Origin of the sequence: Streptomyces sp. NPDC085460, from assembly GCF_044541975.1 — a bacterium.
Taxonomy (GTDB): Bacteria; Actinomycetota; Actinomycetes; order Streptomycetales; family Streptomycetaceae; genus Streptomyces.
In genome coordinates this window covers 148,855-165,500 of sequence record NZ_JBITTO010000008.1, presented here as the reverse complement: position 1 = coordinate 165,500, position 16,646 = coordinate 148,855, and the positions used below count along the sequence as shown (strand labels likewise).

At 73.7% G+C, this 16,646-nt stretch carries 15 protein-coding genes and 3 tRNA genes; 5 read left to right on the top strand and 13 right to left on the bottom strand.

Annotated features, from left to right (window positions below; translation table 11 throughout):
* Window positions 1–79 precede the first annotated feature (79 nt).
* The 4 genes from ACIGHB_RS21980 to ACIGHB_RS21965 form a co-directional block, all read right to left on the bottom strand.
* The gene (locus tag ACIGHB_RS21980; protein WP_399915259.1) at window positions 80–2,008 is read right to left on the bottom strand and encodes an ABC transporter ATP-binding protein; all 1,929 of its coding nucleotides are present in this window, start codon (window positions 2,006–2,008) and stop codon (window positions 80–82) included.
* On the bottom strand, window positions 2,008–3,741 hold the full coding sequence (locus ACIGHB_RS21975) for an ABC transporter ATP-binding protein (RefSeq protein WP_399915257.1): 1,734 nt from the start codon (window positions 3,739–3,741) through the stop codon (window positions 2,008–2,010). The genes ACIGHB_RS21980 and ACIGHB_RS21975 overlap by 1 nt, the downstream gene beginning before the upstream one ends.
* 141 nt (window positions 3,742–3,882) lie before the next feature.
* Entirely contained in the window at window positions 3,883–5,322 is a 1,440-nt protein-coding gene (locus ACIGHB_RS21970; RefSeq protein WP_360307666.1) for an FGGY family carbohydrate kinase, read from the bottom strand.
* 36 nt (window positions 5,323–5,358) lie between these two features.
* Window positions 5,359–5,673: a YtxH domain-containing protein gene (locus ACIGHB_RS21965; protein ID WP_399915255.1), complete on the bottom strand. Its 315-nt coding sequence runs from the start codon at window positions 5,671–5,673 to the stop codon at window positions 5,359–5,361.
* Window positions 5,674–5,819: 146 nt separating this feature from the next.
* Here ACIGHB_RS21965 and ACIGHB_RS21960 point away from each other — a divergent pair.
* The 3 genes from ACIGHB_RS21960 to ACIGHB_RS21950 all read left to right on the top strand — a co-directional run bounded on the left by ACIGHB_RS21960 (window position 5,820) and on the right by ACIGHB_RS21950 (window position 6,220).
* Window positions 5,820–5,892 (top strand) — tRNA-Asn (locus ACIGHB_RS21960).
* A gap of 5 nt (window positions 5,893–5,897) precedes the next feature.
* A tRNA-Asn gene (locus ACIGHB_RS21955) sits at window positions 5,898–5,970 on the top strand.
* 176 nt (window positions 5,971–6,146) lie between these two features.
* A tRNA-Ile gene (locus ACIGHB_RS21950) sits at window positions 6,147–6,220 on the top strand.
* 142 nt (window positions 6,221–6,362) lie between these two features.
* On the opposite strand, the gene ACIGHB_RS21945 is transcribed toward ACIGHB_RS21950, so the two are convergent.
* Together ACIGHB_RS21945 and ACIGHB_RS21940 are read right to left on the bottom strand one after the other, a co-directional pair.
* Window positions 6,363–6,929: a TetR family transcriptional regulator gene (locus tag ACIGHB_RS21945; RefSeq protein WP_399915253.1), complete on the bottom strand. Its 567-nt coding sequence runs from the start codon at window positions 6,927–6,929 to the stop codon at window positions 6,363–6,365.
* Window positions 6,930–7,019: 90 nt separating this feature from the next.
* Window positions 7,020–7,493, bottom strand: coding sequence for a hypothetical protein (locus tag ACIGHB_RS21940; RefSeq protein ID WP_399915251.1), 474 nt, complete (start codon window positions 7,491–7,493; stop codon window positions 7,020–7,022).
* Window positions 7,494–7,572: 79 nt separating this feature from the next.
* Between ACIGHB_RS21940 and ACIGHB_RS21935 the strand changes: the two genes are divergently transcribed.
* A complete protein-coding gene (locus tag ACIGHB_RS21935; RefSeq protein ID WP_399915249.1) occupies window positions 7,573–7,989 on the top strand; it encodes a PPOX class F420-dependent oxidoreductase in 417 nt (138 codons plus the stop codon).
* 13 nt (window positions 7,990–8,002) lie between these two features.
* On the opposite strand, the gene ACIGHB_RS21930 is transcribed toward ACIGHB_RS21935, so the two are convergent.
* The 7 genes from ACIGHB_RS21930 to ACIGHB_RS21900 form a co-directional block, all read right to left on the bottom strand.
* On the bottom strand, window positions 8,003–8,818 hold the full coding sequence (locus ACIGHB_RS21930) for a hypothetical protein (RefSeq protein ID WP_399915247.1): 816 nt from the start codon (window positions 8,816–8,818) through the stop codon (window positions 8,003–8,005).
* Between the two features lie 2 nt (window positions 8,819–8,820).
* On the bottom strand, window positions 8,821–10,167 hold the full coding sequence (locus ACIGHB_RS21925) for a hypothetical protein (RefSeq protein WP_399915245.1): 1,347 nt from the start codon (window positions 10,165–10,167) through the stop codon (window positions 8,821–8,823).
* Window positions 10,167–10,595 (bottom strand): hypothetical protein, encoded by a 429-nt coding sequence (locus tag ACIGHB_RS21920; RefSeq protein WP_399915243.1) that lies wholly within the window; start codon window positions 10,593–10,595, stop codon window positions 10,167–10,169. Before ACIGHB_RS21920 ends, ACIGHB_RS21925 begins: the two co-directional genes overlap by 1 nt.
* Window positions 10,596–10,678: 83 nt before the next feature.
* Window positions 10,679–12,484 carry an HEXXH motif domain-containing protein gene (locus tag ACIGHB_RS21915; protein ID WP_399915241.1) on the bottom strand — a complete coding sequence of 602 codons (1,806 nt, stop codon included), beginning with the start codon at window positions 12,482–12,484 and terminating at the stop codon, window positions 10,679–10,681.
* A gap of 20 nt (window positions 12,485–12,504) precedes the next feature.
* Window positions 12,505–12,699, bottom strand: a complete 195-nt coding sequence (locus ACIGHB_RS21910) for a hypothetical protein (RefSeq protein WP_360307686.1) — start codon at window positions 12,697–12,699, stop codon at window positions 12,505–12,507.
* A gap of 77 nt (window positions 12,700–12,776) precedes the next feature.
* Window positions 12,777–13,967, bottom strand: a complete 1,191-nt coding sequence (locus tag ACIGHB_RS21905) for a caspase family protein (protein ID WP_399915238.1) — start codon at window positions 13,965–13,967, stop codon at window positions 12,777–12,779.
* Window positions 13,964–15,181 carry a hypothetical protein gene (locus tag ACIGHB_RS21900; protein ID WP_399915236.1) on the bottom strand — a complete coding sequence of 406 codons (1,218 nt, stop codon included), beginning with the start codon at window positions 15,179–15,181 and terminating at the stop codon, window positions 13,964–13,966. The genes ACIGHB_RS21905 and ACIGHB_RS21900 overlap by 4 nt, the downstream gene beginning before the upstream one ends.
* A 138-nt stretch (window positions 15,182–15,319) precedes the next feature.
* Here ACIGHB_RS21900 and ACIGHB_RS21895 point away from each other — a divergent pair, with 138 nt between their 5' ends.
* Complete coding sequence (locus ACIGHB_RS21895) at window positions 15,320–16,636, top strand: cation:proton antiporter (RefSeq protein ID WP_399915641.1); 1,317 nt, start codon at window positions 15,320–15,322, stop codon at window positions 16,634–16,636.
* The last annotated feature ends 10 nt before the right edge of the window (window positions 16,637–16,646 follow it).

Here is a 16,646-nt window from a genome sequence, read left to right as displayed (position 1 = left end):
ACTGTTGGTTACGTGACCCATGCCGCACATGATGCGGCACGGGCCACCACCGGGTCGATCGCCGGCCCGGTCATCCCGCTCAGTCCACCTCGGCGACCGCCGCCGCGAACTGCGCCGCGTACAGGCGGGCGTAGGCGCCGCCCGAGACCAGCAGCTCCTCGTGGGTGCCCTGCTCCACGATCGAGCCGTTCTCCATCACCAGGATCACGTCCGCGTCCCGGATGGTGGAGAGCCGGTGCGCGATCACGAAGGACGTACGGCCCTCGGCCAGCCGGGCCATCGCCTTCTGGATCAGCACCTCGGTCCGGGTGTCGACCGAGCTGGTCGCCTCGTCGAGGACCAGGATCACCGGATCCGACAGGAACGCCCGCGCGATGGTGATCAGCTGCTTCTCGCCCGCGCTGACGCCCGCGCCGTCGTCGTCCACCACCGTGTCGTACCCCTCCGGCAGCGTGCGGACGAAACGGTCGGCGTGGGCCGCCCGCGCGGCCCGCTCGACCTCCGCCCGGGTCACCTCGCGGGTGGCGCCGTACGCGATGTTCTCCGCGATCGTCCCGCCGAAGAGCCAGGTGTCCTGGAGGACCATCCCGATCCCGGCGCGCAGCTCCGCCCGGGACATCGACGCGATGTCCGTGCCGTCCAGCGTGATCCGGCCGCCGGTCACCTCGTAGAACCGCATGAGCAGGTTGACCAGCGTCGTCTTGCCCGCGCCGGTCGGGCCGACGATCGCGACCGTCTGCCCCGGCTCCACGGTGAGCGACAGGTCCTCGATGAGCGGCTTGTCGGCCTCGTAGCGGAAGGACACGTGCTCCAGGGCGACCTTGCCCTTGACGTCGCGCGGCTTCTCCGACACCGGCGCGTCCGGCTCCTGCTCCTCGGCGTCCAGCAGCTCGAAGATCCGCTCCGCCGAGGCGACGCCCGACTGCACCAGGTTCGCCATCGACGCCACCTGCGTCAGCGGCATCGAGAACTGGCGCGAGTACTGGATGAACGCCTGCACGTCACCGATCGACAGCGTGCCGCTCGCCACCCGCAGACCGCCGACCACCGCCACCAGCACGTAGTTGATGTTCGAGACGAAGAACATCACCGGCTGCATCAGGCCGCTGGTGAACTGCGCCCTGAACCCGGCCTCGTACAGCGCCTCGTTCTGCTCCCGGAAGTCCTTCCCGGCCTCCTCCTGCCGCCCGAAGACCTTCACCAGGGTGTGCCCGGTGTACATCTCCTCCACGTGCGCGTTCAGCGCGCCCGTCGACTTCCACTGCTGCACGAAGTGCGGCTGCGAGCGCTTCCCGATCCGCGCCGCGACCACCACCGACACCGGCACCGTCACCAGCGCCACCAGCGCGAGCAGCGGCGAGATCCAGAACATCATCGCCAGCACGCCGACGATCGTCAGGAGCGAGTTGATGAGCTGGCCCATCGACTGCTGGAGCGTCTGCCCGACGTTGTCGAGGTCGTTGGTCGCCCGTGACAGCACCTCGCCGCGCTTCGCCTTGTCGAAGTACGACAGCGGCAGCCGCGCCAGCTTCGTCTGTACGTCCTCCCGCATCCGGTACACGGTCCGGTTGATCACCCTGATCGACATCCGGGTGGAGACCAGCATCAGCAGCCCCGCCACCACGTACACCGCCAGCGCGACCAGCAGCACCTCGCCGACCGCGCCGAAGTCGATGCCCCGTCCGGGCGTGAAGTCGACCCCGGACAGCATGTCGGCCATGCCGCCGTCGCCGTCCGCCCGCAGCCGCGCCAGCGCCTCGGCCTTCGTCACGCCCTCCGGCATCCGCCGGCCGACCACGCCCGCGAAGACCAGGTCGGTCGCCATCCCCAGCACCTTGGGCCCGATCACCGCGCCGGCCACCGACAGCACGCCGGCGACCAGCATCACCCAGAGCGCCCCGCGCTCCGGCGCCAGCTGCCGCAGCAGCCGCTGCGACGAGCCCTTGAAGTCCATGGACCGCTCACCGGGGGTGCCGCCCGCCATCATGCGTCCGCCAGGACCCGCCATCAGGCCGCCTCCGCCTCGGTCAGCTGGGAGAGCACGATCTCCCGGTACGTCTCGTTCCCCGCCATCAGCTCGTGGTGCCGCCCGGTGCCGACGACCCGGCCCTCGTCGAGGACCACGATCCGGTCGGCGTCCCGGATGGTCGACACCCGCTGGGCGACGATCACCACGGTCGCGTCCGAGGTCTCCTCGGCGAGCGCCGCCCGCAGCCGGGCGTCCGTCTCGTAGTCGAGCGCCGAGAACGAGTCGTCGAAGAGGTAGATCTCCGGCCGCTGGACCAGCGTCCGCGCGATCGCGAGCCGCTGCCGCTGACCGCCGGACACATTGGTGCCGCCCTGCGCCACCGGAGCGTCCAGGCCGTGCTCCAGGCCCCGGACGAAGTCGGCCGCCTGCGCCACCTCAAGGGCGTGCCACAGCTCCTCGTCGGTCGCGTCCGGGTTGCCGTACCGCAGGTTCGACGCCACCGTCCCCGAGAACAGGTACGGCTTCTGCGGCACGAGCCCGACCGTCCGCGCCATCAGCGCCGGGTCGAGCCTCCGCACGTCCACGCCGTCGACCAGCACCTCGCCGCCGGTCACGTCGAACAGCCGCGGCACCAGGCCCAGCAGGGTCGACTTGCCGGAGCCGGTCGAGCCGATGACCGCGGTGGTCTCGCCCGGCCGCGCCACCAGCTCCACGTCCTGGAGCACGGACTCCTCGGCGCCCGGATAGCGGAAGTCCGCCGCCCTGACCTCCAGGTGCCCGCGCCGGTCCAGCGCCGTCACCGGCTCGGCCGGCGGCACCACGCTCGTGGACGTCCCCAGGACCTCCTCGATCCGCTCGGCGCAGACCTCGGCGCGCGGCACCATCATGAACATGAAGGTGGCCATCATGACCGCCATCACGATCTGCATCAGATAGGCGAGGAAGGCGGTCAGCGCGCCGATCTCCATCCCGCCGCTGTCGATGCGGTGCGCGCCGAACCAGACGACGGCCACGCTGGACACGTTCACGACCGTCATCACGGTCGGGAACATCAGCGCCATCAGGCGGCCGGTCGCCATCGAGACGTCGGTCAGCTCGGCGTTGGCGCCGCGGAAACGCTCCTCCTCGTACCCGTCCTTCACGAACGCGCGGATCACCCGGTTGCCGGTGATCTGCTCGCGCAGCACCCGGTTCACCGTGTCCAGGCGCTCCTGCATGGTCCGGAAGAGCGGTCGCATCCGCTTCACGATCAGCGACACCGCGATGCCGAGCACCGGCACCACCGCGAGCAGCACACCCGACAGCGGCACGTCCTGGCCGAGGGCCATCACGATGCCGCCGACACACATGATGGGCGCGGAGACCATCAGGGTGAACGCCATCAGCACCAGCATCTGGACCTGCTGGACGTCGTTGGTCGTCCGGGTGATCAGCGACGGCGCGCCGAACTGCCCGAGCTCCCGCGCCGAGAAGGACTGCACCCGGTCGTACACGGCACCGCGCACGTCCCGTCCGACGGCGGACGCGGTCCGCGCGCCGTGGTACACGGCCCCGACGTTGCACAGCACCTGGACCACGGAGACGCCGATCATCAGCGCGCCGAACCGCAGGATGTAGCCGGTGTCCCCGTTGACGACACCCTTGTCGATGATGTCGGCGTTCAGGGTCGGCAGGTAGAGGCTCGCGCAGGTCGCCAGGAACTGGAGCAGGACGAGCAGGGCGATGGGTTTTCGGTAGGGCCGCAGATGAGTCCGGAGCAGTCTTATGAGCACGGTTCCCACTATCGCCCGAGGACGCGAACCGTTACGACCGGGATTCGGGCCCCCGGCCCAGCCCTGGTGAAGACTTTACGAACCGCCCCGCGGCCCTTCCGCCCCCGCGGCCTCCCGGCGCGCGGCCCTCCCGCCCCGCGGTCAGGCGTCGAAGGCCCCCGGGTGGATCTGCTCCCGGGCCGCCGCGTACTGCTGGCGCACCGCCTGGCCCACAGGCCGTTCCTCGCCCGGCTCCAGGATCTGGGCGGCGGCGCCCTGCCAGGCCGGGGGAGCGGACGGGCCGAGGGTGCCGCGGGCCACGCCCAGCGCCCAGGCGGCCTGCCGGGCGGCGCCGAGCGCCGCGTACTCGGCCGGCTGGGGGACGACGACCTGCGCGCCGAACAGCGCGGGCGCCAGGGCCTGGACGGCGGGCAGCGAGGCCGCCGCGCCGAGCAGGAAGATCCGCCGGACCTCGACCCCCCGGCCGCGCACCACGTCCAGGGCGTCGGCGAGCCCGCACAGCATGCCCTCGAAGGCGGCCCGCGCCAGGTGTTCGGGCTTCATCGACTCCCGGCGCAGCCCGGTGAGGGTGCCGGCGGTGTGCGGCAGGTTCGGGGTCCGCTCGCCCTCCAGGTAGGGGAGGAACACGAGGCCGGAGGAGCCCGGCGTGGACTTCAGGGCCAGCGCGGACAGTTCGTCCAGCGACTCCGCGCCGAGCATCTCGGCGGTGCCCCGCAGGGTCCTGACCGCGTTGGTGACGGAGACGACCGGCAGGTGCATGCCGGTGGCGTCGGCGTACGAGGTGACGGCGGCGCCCGGCCGGTCCAGCGCCTCGTGGTGGACGGCCATGACGGAGCCGGAGGCGCCGAGCGAGACGACGGCGTCGCCGGCGCCGAGCCCGAGTCCGAAGGCGGCGGCCATGGTCTCGCCGGTGCCGGCGGAGATCAGCAGCCCCTCGGGGGTGGTGCCGGCCGGTTCGGCCGGGCCCAGCACCTCGGGCAGCGCGACGGAGTGCCCGAGCGCCAGCTCGACGAGGTCGGGGCGGTAGGCGCCGGTGCGGGCGGACCAGTAGCCGGTGCCGGAGGCGGCGCCCCGGTCGGTGGTGCGGCGGGCGGGGCGGCCGAGGAGCTGCCAGACCAGCCAGTCGTGCGGCTGGAGGACGGCGGCGATCCGCCGCGCCTGCTCGGGTTCGGTACGGGCCAGCCAGCGCAGCTTCGCGATCGGCAGCCCGGCCTGCGGGACGGTGCCGACGGCCTCGGCCCAGGCGTCGCGCCCGCCGAGCGCCTCGACGAGGTCGGCGGCGGCGACCTGGGCCCGCTTGTCGTTGCCGACGAGGGCGGGCCGCACCAGGCCGCCCCGGTCGTCGAGCGGCACGACGCCGTGCGCCTGGGCGGAGACGCCGATGGCCTCCACGCCCTCGAGGAGGCCGCCGGTCGCGGCCTCCCCGAGCGAGAGCAGCCAGGTCTGCGGGTCGACGTCGGTGGCCTTGGCGTCGACCGGGTGCGGGGCATGCCCCTGCCGCAGTACGGCTCCCGTGTCGGTGTCACAGACGACGATGCGCGTGGCGTCCGAAGAACTGTCGAGTCCGGCGACTATCCCCATGACACCCGATTCTGCCGCACGCGGGGCCGTTACGGGTCAGGTGTTGCTGGTGCCCCAGTCGTCGTCCTCGGTGACCTGCCCGTTGGCGTGGACGCGTCCGCGCAGGGCGGACACCCGGTCGGTGACGGAGGCCGGCAGGCGGTCGCCCACCTTGTCGCCGACCACGTGCGCCGCCTTGCCCGCGTACTGCCGCCCGGTCTGGGCGGCGGACTCGGCGGCGTTCCGCACGGCCGGGTTCCGGGCGAAGTCCTTGGCTGCCTTCTTCATCCGTTCGTACCGCTCGCGCCCGGCGCGCGTCCCGATCACGTAACCGAGCGCGAGACCCGCGGCGAACGTCAGCTTGTACCGCACGCTGCGATCCTTCCCTGGTGGGCCCTGGGGATGTCCCGGCGATACCGATTGGCGGAGCACCCCCCTGCTTGCGCTAATGTATGTCTCGCAGCGAGCGCCCGCCGCCCGGGAGGACCCGGGCAGGACCGTTCGGTGCACCGCAGCAATCCCCTGTAGCTCAATTGGCAGAGCAGCCGGCTGTTAACCGGCAGGTTACTGGTTCGAGTCCAGTCGGGGGAGCGCGATCCCCTGTAGCTCAATTGGCAGAGCATTCGGCTGTTAACCGGAGGGTTACTGGTTCGAGTCCAGTCGGGGGAGCAGATCGGAAAAGGACCCTCAGGGGTCCTTTTTCGCGTTCCCGGGAACCATCCGTTCCGCCCCGTGGTCTTCATGGACGAGCAGACCCGCTCGTGCCGATCTTCCGGAGCAGGAGATCGTATGAGCGGCTATGCTGCGGCAGGACGGCGCGCACACTTGTACGCGCGTCAACGTCGGGGGCGGTAGCTCAGCCGGTTAGAGCAGCGGACTCATAATCCGTCGGCCGTGGGTTCGAGTCCCACCCGCCCCACCGCGGCCCGTGGGCGCAGGAAGGATTTTCCTGCGACCGCGGGCTTCTTCGTTCCCACGGTGCACCTTCCCGATCCGGGATCCCGTGGCGACACGCCGGTATCACCTGGACGGTTCACGCCCCCGGCGCAGAAGCGCGCCTGTCACAGGAGGCGGCGCACGGCCTCCACGACGGCGCCGCGGCATGCCGCGGCGTCCGGTGCCGGGGCGGTCGTCGCCGGCGCGCTCGCGGCGTTCGTGGGGCTCCAGGCCGAGGCGAGGGCCAGGACGAGGGGGAGGAGCATGGCCGGGGTGAAGGGCGGTATGCCCCCTCGGGCCTTCTGCGCCGCTTCCAGCGAGGCGAGCTTCGCGTCGCGGGCCGGCCGGGCGACGGCGGGCTCCCGTTCCGCGGCGGTGCCGCGTTCCAGCCGGTGCCAGGTCGCGAGGCGGAGCACCTCGGGGTGCTCCTGGTAGAAGTCGAACAGGCGCCCGGCGTAGTCCGGCAGGTCGTCGGGGGTGAAGGGCACCATGTCGAGGCCCCGCCCGACGTGGGCGTCGAAGACGGCGTCGAAGAGCCCGTCCTTGTTGCAGAAGTAGACGTAGATGAGGTTCTTGTTCGCCGAGGCGGCCTTGGCGATCCGGTCGACGCGCGCCCCCGCGATCCCGTACGCCGCGAACTCCTCGGTCGCCGCCTGGAGGATGCGCGCCTTGGTGGCCTCGGCTCGGGACATGGAGGCCATGCTACAGGCGCCCCAAGGGCCTTACCGGGGCGTAGGGATCATGGTCGCGGCCGGTCGGGGGGCGGGTCCGCGCGGGTGCCGTCACCCGAGCCCGAGGGCGTCGATCAGCGCCTCGGAGGCGAGCAGCATGACGGTGCACCAGAGCGTGACACCCGCCATGAGCCAGCCGATCAGCCGCCACCGGGGCAAACCCAGCGCCGTGCCCAGCAGGGCGGATCCCCAGGTGCCGAAGAGCGCCGGCCCGATGATGCCGAAGCCGATCACGCCGTACCGGTCCACCACGCGCCGGGCCCGCCGGCCGGTGGCGCTGTCGAGGCGGTTCCGGCGGCGTTCGGGCGCCGGGCCGGCGGTGACGGGCCGTCGCACCGGGCGCCGGGCCCGCCATCGGGTACGCAACCACCCGGCCGCGAAAACGGCGGACACCAGGCACCCGGCGGCGCCGACGAGCACGGCGACGAGGGCGACGGGAGGGGCGAGGGAGATCGAGAGGCCGAAGGGGACGGCCGGTGTACCCAGGGCGAATCCGGCGAGCACGGCCCAGGCGAAGCTCAGCACGCGGCACTCCTCGTCGTCGGGGCGGACACCGCGGCGGTTTCGCGGCGACATTACCTAACTAACCAGTTAGTCTAGCGGGATGAACATCTCCTCATCCGCGTCAGCGCCCTTACCGGGCAGTTCCGTTGAGCGCCTGGCGGCGTGCAGGTACGTACTTCTCACGACGTTCCGCCGGGACGGGCGGGCCGTGCCCACTCCGGTGTGGGTGATGAGGGACGGGGACTGCCTGGCCCTCTGGAGCGCGGCCGACGCCGGCAAGGTCAAACGGATCCGCAACGGCGGCCGGGTCACCGTCGCCCCCTGCGACTGGCGGGGAACCCCGAAGGGCGAGCCCGTGCCCGGGATCGCCGACCTGCCCGCCGACCAGGACACCGCGCACTACCTCGACCTGATGAAGCGCAAGTACGGCCTGGTCGCGCGGCTCGGCCTGCTGGGCAGCCGGCTGAGGGGGTCCGGACACCGCACCGCGGGCATCCGGATCCGACTCGTGGAGTGACCCGCGCGGGCCCTCAGCCGTACGGCTCCTCCTGGATCCGGTGATCGACGAAGGCGGCACCGAACGCGTCGGCGACCCGCTGCGCCTGGGCGCTGTCGCAGAACCTCGCGGTCCAGTTCCCTGCGGTCACGATCAGCGCGGCCGCCCGGCCGTTGCGGATCGTCAGCCGCAAGGCGTCGTCCCGCTCCCTGGCGCTGCCGTACAGCTGCAGGTACGACCGACCGGAGCAGGTCCGGGCGTCCTTCTCCGGCAGCCGGGTCCCGCAGGCCGCCTCCTCCTTGCCGGCTTCCTTGTGCCCGGGGCAGAACCCCGCCTTCTCCATCGCGTCGGCGAGGGCCCCCACCGTGGCGTAGGCGGGCTTCTCCGGGATGTCGGGGAGGGGGTAGGGGGGCGGGAGGACGACGGCGTCCAGGGCTTCGGCGATCCGGACGGAATAGCGGGCGTTCCAGTTGGGCAGGACACGGACGAACCAGTTGCCCGCCGCCACGATCGTGGTGCCGCGGCTCCGCCAGCTGTCGATGGAGTCACCGACCTCGTCCCGCGTGAAGTCGGTGGTGTTCAGCGCCTGGATCTGGTTCTCCACCGTCGTTCCGTCGATCACGGTGGTGCAGGCCGCGGTACTCGTGCTCGGTTGCCGGATCACCTTGCACGGGAGCCCCGCCCGCTCCAGCGCCGCCACGACGTCGTCTGCCGAGTCGTAGACAGGGCCTTCGGGTACGTGGGACGGCATGGGCACCAGCGGCTCACCTCCGCGCGGCTCGAACCCGGCGCACCCGGTGACGGCGAGCAGGAGGAGCACCGGGACGAGGGCGCGCAGCGTCTTCTTCATGGTCAGTCGTTTCCTGGCGGGGTCGGAGCGGGGCCGGGGCTGGGTGACGGCGTGCCGGGCTCCGGCTCGCCGGTTCCCGTCCCGGTGGTCTGGCCGGAGCGGTAGAGCGTTTCGAGCGAGACGTGGTGGCCGGCCGGCGTCTGCGACTCCAGGTGCCGGATGGCCTCCAGCCGTTCCTCGTCGGTCAGGGCCCCCCAGGCCATGGCGTCGTCGAGGTGCGGCTCGATCGCGTCCCAGTTCCTGCCCCGGGCCTTGATGTCGCCGCCCCGGTGCTCCGACTCGTCACCGTACTGCTCGTTCTTCTCCCGTACGTCGGGGGTGTCGGCGGCGTAGAGGGTGAAGAGCTGCTTGTCGGTCTTGGCGCCGTGCTCATCCTCCTTGAGGGCGGCCAGGTGGTAGGCGCTGAGCCGGACGTCCAGCTCGGGCTGGTGCTCGATCAGAGCCGCGAGCTCGTGGTCGCTGAGGTCGGCGAGGTACCGGCCGTCCTCCAGCCGGAACTTGTCCCGGTAGTTCTCGACGACCTCTCGGGCCGTGTCCGTCTTCATGTGGGTGATGCCCAGGGACTTGTCCGGTTTTGGGCCGAGGGTCAGGCTCCAGTCGAAGAAGCGGCCGAACTCGGTGAGCGGGCCCCGGAGGCTGGGGTTGTGGTTCTGGTACCACTGCTGCTCCTGCCAGAGGATCGAGAGGAGCAGTTTGCGGCTGATGCCGGTCTCGGCAGACGCGAGGTTGACGGCCGACAGGACGTTCGGAGGGACGTTGATGGGGTGGAGTCCGTCCAGGCCGCCGGTGAGGCGCAGGGCGATGGCGAGGGGGCTGTTCGGCTGGAGCGCCGCCTCGGCGAGCTTCGCGTCGCCGAGGGCCGTCATGCCCTCGACGGTCCGCAGCGAGCGGGCGGCGTTCGTGTCGGCCCGGCTCGCTCGCGTCAGCGCGTCGGTGATGACGCCCTGGGCCTGGGACCGTTCGGCCTCCTTGTCCTCCGCGTCCTTTTCGCCCGGTGCGAGGTTGACCCGCCCGCTGTCGTCGACGGTGAACCCCTGCCGACGTGCGTAGTCCAGCGCGCTCGACAGGTCGCGCTGCGCGGCGGCGATGGCCTCGGCGAGGTCGTCGTAGGTGCGGGCCATGGCGCGGAGGCCGACCGACGCGGCCTCGTAGTCGCCCGCGTGCTTGACGAACTTCTCGCGGGCGGCCCGGCCGGCGTCGCCCACCCAGCACTGGCGGAGCGTCGCGGCGACCTCGTCGCGCGCGTAGGAGGCCAGGGAGTCGCACTGCTTGGCCGCGGCGACGGCGTCGTCCGCCGCTTCGCGCCACTGCTGGGGCCTGGCGCCGGTGAGTTCGGGTACGGAGACCATCAGGCGTCCTCCAGCCAATCGGCCGCCGCCCGGAGCTGGGCGGCGACGGATCCGTCCTCGCTGATCTGGGCGTCCATGCCCTTCGTCAGGGCGTCGGCGGCGTCGTCGACGAGGTCGCCGAGGGAGCGCAGCCGCCGCTGCCACGCGGTCACGCAGCTGTTGCTGGCACCCCCCGCCTCCCAGCCCGCGTGCGTCCCGCCGACGGCGGCCGCGTCGTCCAGCTTGGTCTTGCCCTTGGCTTCGCCGTTCGCGACCACCAACCCCGACGCCTTCGAACGGATCGGTGCGTCCCGGAGCCCCAGATCGGACTGCTGGACGCCGGCGGAGCCCCCGCCCCCGCCTCCGTCGGCCGACGCGAGCGCCATGCTCGTCTCGCGCCTGCGCAGCGCGTCGGCTTTGAGCTGGTTCCATTCCTCCGCGAAATCCATGCTTCCCCCTTTGCATCCGTGACCGGGCACAGATGTCTGACAAGCCTACAAGGGGCCTCGGACACACGTTCGTTGACGAGCCCTCAGGTGGTGGGGAGGGGGGTGGCGAGCCAGTGGGCGAGGGTGGTGGGGGTGGTGGGGGTGCCCAGGGTGCGGAGTTCGCGGTGGAGGGGGCGGAGGAGTTCGGGGTGGTTCAGGAGGGGGCGGGTCGTGGGGGTGGTGGCGACGGCGAGGGCCAGGCCGGTCCACGCCTCCGGGGATTCGGGGTCCTCCGCGAGGAGGTGCGTGTAGGCCGTGGCGGCTTCCGGGTCGCCGGCGAGGAGGGCGTGGTCGGCGGCGGGGGCGGGCGGTTCGGCGGCGGGGGGCCGGGCCAGGCGGTGGCGGATCAGGCGGGCGCGGGTGTGGGTCCAGCGGGTGGTGAGGTCGGGGGCGAGGGTCGGGGGCGGGACTCCGGGCGGTGCCGTGGAGGAGAGGAAGGCGCCGGCCAGGGCGCGTACGGCGGAGGGCGACGGGGCCAGGTGCCGGATGCGCCATTCGGTGCGGTGGTCGGCGGCCGCGAGGGCCGCCCAGGAGTCGATCGCGGGCCGCACCCGGGGGTCGCCCGACCAGCCGTCCAGCCGGGCCGCCATGCCGGCCACGAAGCGGCGCCCGTACGCCGTCAGCGCCGGGTCGGCGGCGAGGGTCCGGACGGCCTCCCGCGTCTGCCGGCGGCTGAGCGCGAACTCGAACTCGGCCGTCGCCCGCTCGGCGCGCGGCGCCCGGTCCAGGTGCCGGGACCAGAAGTCGGTGATGCCCAGGAAGGCGTACGCCCCCTGGAGGAGGCCGCTCAGCGGGCGGGGGTCCTCCCTCCAGGGGGCGTGGTGGCGTTCCTCGCCGCCGTCCCGCTCCAGCGTCAGCAGGTGCAGCAGCGCGCCCAGTTTCGTGTGCTGGAACTCGTGGACGAGCGTCACCGCGAAGGTCACCGGGTCCGGCGGCAGCGAGGCCAGCACACCGCCGAAGGCGTCGCCGGACGAGGCGCTGAGCACCACCCCGGTCGGTGACGGGTCCACCGGGGTCAGGCTCCGTAACCCCGCCACCAGGGCCTCCGCCGACTCCGGGTCGCACGCCTCCAGGACCTCCAGCGCCCGCCCGAAGCCGTCCTGCCAGCGCTCCCGCTCCTCGGCCGGGAGCCGGTCCGGAGGGCGCGGATCCCCCAGGTCCCGGTAGGGGTCGACGTCGTCGAGCCGGCAGTCCACCGGCCGCCCCGCCACCCGCGCCCGCAGCCCCCGCAGCGCCAGCCAGCCCGGCGCGTCGCCCTGCGGAGCGGCCGGCGGCGCGGGCGGGCCGACGCGCTCCCGGTGCGGCTCGACCGTCAGCCGGCCCGCCTCCACGGCCACCTCCGCCGTGCCGAGCGGCGGCCGCCCCGGCAGCACCGCGAGGCCCAGGCCGGGGAACATCACGGCGCCGTCCCGCAGCGGCACGGTGGTGCGCAGCGGCACCCCGGCGCGCAGCGCGGCGACGGCGCAGAGCGCGTACATGTGCCCGAGGTCGGTCCAGAGCGGGCCGTCGCCCCAGGCGGTGTGCCGCAGCCGGCGCAGCCCGTGGCCCAGCCAGCTGCCGACCTGCGGGAGCAGCAGCAGCTCCCGGAACTCCTCGGGGGCCCGCGCCTGGGCGGCGGTCAGCGCCGACCACGCGCTGTCCACGGCCGGCAGCGGCCCGAGCGCGCCGGGCGTCCGCCCGGCCGTGTCGAGCAGGGCCCGCAGCAGCAGGAGCCGCCGGCTGTACTCGGTGGTGCGCAGGAAGCGGACGGCGGCGGGGCCGCCCCGGCCGGCGGCGAGGGCGTCGAAGTGCGCCGAGGGGACGAGATGGTGCGCGGCACGGGCGGGCTGGTGACCTGCGTCGGTCTGCACGGATCCCCTCCCCGGGAACCTCAGTCGAACCGCTTGGGCGGCCCGTCGCTGGCGAAGTTGACCCGGGGGCGCTCGACCTGACGGAGCAGCCGCTCCAGCGAGCCCGCGTGCAGGCGGGGGTGCTGCGCCTTGAGGACGGTCAGCGGCACCTCGCTGAGATCGACCAGTTCGGATCCCAGGTACTCCGGCCCCGTGTAGGCGTCGGACGTGTGCATCGAACATCCCCCTTGCCGTGCCTGAACCCGTCGGCCTTTCATGATGACGCAGCGGAAAGCCTTCCGGAAGGGCGTGATCAGGCGGGTACGCCCCCTGGTCGCGGTCCCAGCCAGCGCTCTGCCCACTCGGCCAGCTCGCGCTGCTCCAGCGACCCCGGTTCGAGCAGTGTGAGCGCCTCGACGAGGGCGGCGAGGCCGCCGGGGTGGCGCCGGCAGGACCGCACGATGCTGATGATGTCGGGCCGGGCCGCCCCGAGCCGGGGGATGGCGCCGGCCAGGTCGGCGGGGAGCATCCCGAGGACGAGCTGCCGCTGGTTCTGGTCCGTCATGCTGGGCCAGCCGGCCAGCAGTCCGATGAGCGCGGCGAGGCCCGCGTCGGGCACCGGCTCCCCGGACCGGGCGGCGGGCACGGCGGCTGCGGTGGGAGCGGGCGCCTGGGGCGGGGCGGCGTCGGCGGCGGGCCGGGCGGGCGCCGGGGACGCGGCGGAGGCGTCGAGGCGGTGCTCGTCGCCCGCCCAGGACCGGTGCCAGAGCGAGGTCGGCCGCTGGCCGTCGCCGGTGAACTCCCGCAGCACGGTGTCGGCGAGGGCTCCCATGTCGGGCGGCCACGCGCCGGTGCCGTCCGGGGCGGCCAGCGCCGCCAGCACGGTACGGGAGAACGCCCCGGTCCGCCCCACCGGGTCGTTGGCGGCGCGCTGCCCGGGCGCGGCGGCCAGCAGCACGAACTGCTCCCGGCCCGGCAGCCGGTCGCCGCCCGGCGGCAGGTCCTGGGGCAGCGAGCGGGCGAGCATCAGGTCCTCGACGAAGGTCTGGCAGGAGTCCACCAGCCAGATCTGCCGCCGGAAGCCGGGCACGAGATCGGTGGTGAAGGCGGTCAGCCAGGCGTCCAGGTCGAGGTTGCGCCGGTCGTCGGGGCCCGCGTCGGCGTAGAAGAGCCGCCGGTGCCCCTGCGGGTCGGTGACGCCGTGCCCGCCCCAGAACACCCACAGCAGGTCGCCCTCCAGGGCCGGCAGCCGCCGGGTCAGCACCTCCTGCACGGCCTCCCGCCCCGCCGTCCCCTCCGGTACGTCCACCTCGGGACCGCCCGTCCCCGGCAGGGGCGCGAGCAGCAGCGAGATGTGCGCGGCGGGCACCCCGCGTCCGCGCAGCCAGGCGGTGAAGCGGCGGGCGTCGGCGGCGGGCCCCGGCAGGTCCCAGGACGGTCCCGCCCCGTACCGCTCCGCGCCGACGACGAGCGCGTGCGTCCGCTCCGGGCGGGCCTCGGTCACGGCAGCTCCGCCGCGAGGAGGCGGTACAGCTCCGGATTGCCCCAGTAGGCGCTGTGCGCGAGCGGGAACGGCTGCCGGCCGTCCACGGCGACGTCCTCGACCCGCCCCGGGAAGACCCCGGAGCCGATGTAGCCGAGCAGGTCCCGGGGGTCGTACACATTGATCCAGCGCGGTACGCGGGCGGGCAGCGGGCGGCCGTGCTCGAGGCTCGGCAGCGCCCCCAGCTCGTACAGGAACGGGGCCTGCGAGCCGACCGTCACCAGCAGTTCGACCTCCGGCAGTTCCCGCTCGACCAGCAGGTCCAGCGAGGCGATGCCGCCGAGGCTGTGGGCCAGCAGCACCACCGGAGGCTCGGCGGCCCGCACCGCCCGGGCGACGAGCTCGCGGATCGCGCCGCCCCTGGCCAGGTAGAGCAGGACGTCCCCGGCCGCCGGGTGGGCCGCGTCGGTCAGCGCCGATCTGCGCTTCACCGCCTGCGCCGAGGCCAGACCGAGGGCGAGCCGTCCCGCGAGCCGCTTCACGCCGCGGACGACCGGGCCCCGGTGCGTGCCCGGACCGCTCCCGGCGGGCAGGGCCTCGGCGAGCAGGCCGGTGATCCGGGCGACCGCCGCGTCCCGGGCGGTCCCGTCGAAAGCGGTGCCGGAACCGCTCAGGCCGGCCCGGCGGCGTACCGCCTCGGCGACGAACGCCCTGGCCAGGATGTCGGGTCCGGCTTCCGCGGCGGGGGAGCGCAGCAGATCGCGGCCCTCCGGCGAGGTGAGCACGGCGGCCACCGCGGCGGCGAACTCGGCCCGGATCCCGGCCGCGTCGAGCAGCTCCCGCAGCCGGTCGTCCCCGCCGAGCGCCTGGGCCGCCGCGGACAGCGCCCCGCCCGGCGGCACCGCGCCCGGCGCCCGTTCGACGCGCTCGCCGGATCCCGCGGCGGCCAGGCGCAGTTCGAGCAGGGGATCGAGGTAGAGCAGCCCCCACAGCTCGACGTCGTCGTCGTCGCCGGAGCCCGGCGCGCCCGGCGCTCCCAGGTCCGCCGCCTCGCGCCCGGTCCCGTACCCCGGCACCGACAGGCCGCCGGACCGCAGCGCGGAGCCCGCCGTGCCGCCCCAGTAACAGGGAGTCACCGTGACGTCGGGCCGGACGGGCCGCAGCCCCTCCCGTACCCGCTCCAGGCTCTCGGAGTAGCCGGGCTCGCGCACCCCCGTGCCGTGTACGAACAGCACCGTCGTCACCGCAGTCCCCCGTCCGTCCCGGCGTACGCCAAATGGCTTTCACGATAAGGCACTTGCGCTCCGGGCGGCTACACTGCGCAGGGGCTCCGGCGCAGGTCGCGCGGCCGCAAGAAGGGGAATGCCGTGAGCATGGACTCCGTCGTCGCGCACGTCGTCGCGGCCCTCGCCGTGGTGATCGCCGCCTCCCACGCGGCCGGCGCGCTGGCCCGAAAATGCGGCCAACCCCCGGTCATCGGAAAACTGTTCGCGGGGATCGCGCTCGGCCCCAGCCTGCTCGGCCTGCTGCCCGGCGGGGTGCACGAGAGGCTCTTCCCGGACGAGATCCAGCCCGTCCTCGCCTCGCTGGCCCAAGTCGCCCTGGTCTTCTTCCTCTTCGCCGTCGGCTACGAGCTCGACCTCGGACTGCTCCGCCACCGCAGGACGGTCACCGCCGTCTCGCTGACCGGCTTCGCCCTCCCCATGGCCCTGGGCGCCGCCATCGTCCTGCTCCTGCCCGGCGCCTTCGCGGAGGTCAACGACGGGCGGCCGGTCGACGCCACCTTCGTCCTCTACATGGCGGTCGCGCTCTCCATCACGGCCGTCCCGGTCCTCGCCGGCATCCTCAAGGACCAGGGGATCGCCCGGACCGGACCGGGCACGATCGCGATGGCCGCGGCCGGCGTCATCGACGCCCTGAGCTGGCCGGTCCTCGCCCTCGTCCTGGTCGGCGGCGCGCAGGGCGCGGCGCGGGAGTGGGCCGTCAAGGCGGTCCTGCTCGCCGGCTACCTGCTGGTGATGGTCTTCGCGGTACGGCCCCTGCTGGTCCGGTGGACGCGCCGCCCGGGCGGCGGCGCGGCCCACGCGGTGCCGGTCGTCGCCACCGTCGCCCTCGCCTCCGCCTGGGCCACCCACGCGCTCGGCCTGCACCTCATCTTCGGCGCGCTCCTTGCCGGGGTCGTCATGCCCCGGCTGCCCGACGGGACCCCGGACGCCCGGCTCCTCGGTCCCTTCCAGTCCATCGGCGGGCTGCTGCTCCCGGTGTTCTTCGCGATCTCCGGCATGGCCGTCGTGCTCGGCGGACTGCACGGCTCCGACCTGCTGATCCTCGGGGTGATAGTCGCCGCGGCGGTGGTGGGCAAGGTGGGCGCGGGGGTGCTGTCGGCGCGCGGCGCCCGCAGGCCGTGGCGGGACGCGCTGCTGATCGGCGTCCTGCTCAACACCCGCGGTCTCACCGAGCTCATCGTGCTCGACGTCGGCCTCCGGGCCGGGGTGATCGGCCCCCGCCTCTACGCGCTGCTCGTCGTGATGGCGCTGCTGACGACCGCGGCGACCGGCCCGCTGATCCGGCTGCTGCGCCGCCCGGCCGACGCGCCGCAGGGCCCGCCCGTCGAGCGCAAGATCCCGGACGGCCGCACCGGCCCGGAGACCTCGCCCCCGGTCGCCGCCGACGCGGCCCCGGGACCGTGAGGACCCCGGG